Source organism: Micrococcus sp. HSID17227, from assembly GCF_003989405.1.
Lineage (GTDB): Bacteria > Actinomycetota > Actinomycetes > Actinomycetales > Micrococcaceae > Micrococcus > Micrococcus luteus.
The window spans coordinates 1-1,005 of the sequence record NZ_RBLN01000449.1; the positions used below are offsets into that span (position 1 = coordinate 1).

Genomic DNA, 1,005 nt, shown 5'->3' on the forward strand with positions numbered 1-1,005 from the left:
CCCTCCGGCAGTCCGCCCTCGGCCTCGAGCTGGTCGGCCAGGCGTTCGGTCTGGCGGCCGAACCACACCTCGCGGGCCAGGACGGCCACGGTCACCAGCACCACGAGGATGACGCCCACGCCGATCGCCTTGGCCAGCGGCTGCGGGGCGCGCACCAGCGCGACGGACGCGTTGAGGGCGAACCCGGCGAACAGCAGCACGAGCAGGCAGACGAAGCCGACCCACACCTTGCTCATCACGGTCGAGCGGCGGGCACGGGCGGCGGGCTCGGTCGGGCCCACGGCGCCGTCGTCGGGAGTGCGGGAGGGCTCAGCCAAGGTCCAGGTATCCGTCCAGTCCGTAGGTCAGACCCGGGCGGGAGGCCACGGTCCGCAGGCCGAGGACGACGCCGGGCATGTAGGCGCCGCGGTCGAACGCGTCGTGCCGGACCACGAGCTGCTCGCCCGGCCCGCCCAGCAGCACCTCCTGGTGCGCATCCAGGCCACGCAGGCGCACCGCGTGCACATGCACGCCGTGGACGACGGCACCGCGCGCGCCGTCCGGGTCGTGCTCGGTGGCGTCCGGGGAGACGGGCACGCCGGCCGCCTCCCGGGCCGCGCCGATGAGCTCGGCGGTCCGCACGGCCGTGCCCGACGGGGCGTCCACCTTGTCCGGGTGGTGCAGCTCGACGAGCTCGACGGACTCGAAGTACCGCGCCGCCTGCGCGGCGAACGCCGAGGCCAGCACCGAGCCGACCGAGAAGTTCGGGGCGATCAGCACGCCCACCCCCGGGTGCTCCGCCAACTGCGCCTCGAGGCGCGCGCGGCGCTCGGGCACCCAGCCCGACGTGCCCACGACCGTGTGCAGCCCGTGCTCCACGGCGAAGGCCACGTTCTCGGGCGAGGCGTCCGGCACCGTGAGGTCCAGGACGTGCGTGGCGCCGGCGTCGAGCACCGCGTCCAGGCGGTCCTGCGAGCCGAGCTCGGCCACGAGCTCCAGCCCCTCGGCCGCTCGCACCGCGGGCAC

General features: G+C 75.6%; 1 protein-coding gene and 1 pseudogene. Both read right to left on the reverse strand.

The annotated features are described in order from the left end of the window. Positions 1-317, reverse strand: a pseudogene (locus D8M29_RS12555) (hypothetical protein); the annotation flags it as partial. Then, the coding region (gene dapB, locus D8M29_RS12560; RefSeq protein ID WP_127446042.1) for a 4-hydroxy-tetrahydrodipicolinate reductase at positions 310-1,005 on the reverse strand (696 nt) is incomplete at its 5' end. The pseudogene D8M29_RS12555 and the gene dapB, both read right to left, overlap by 8 nt.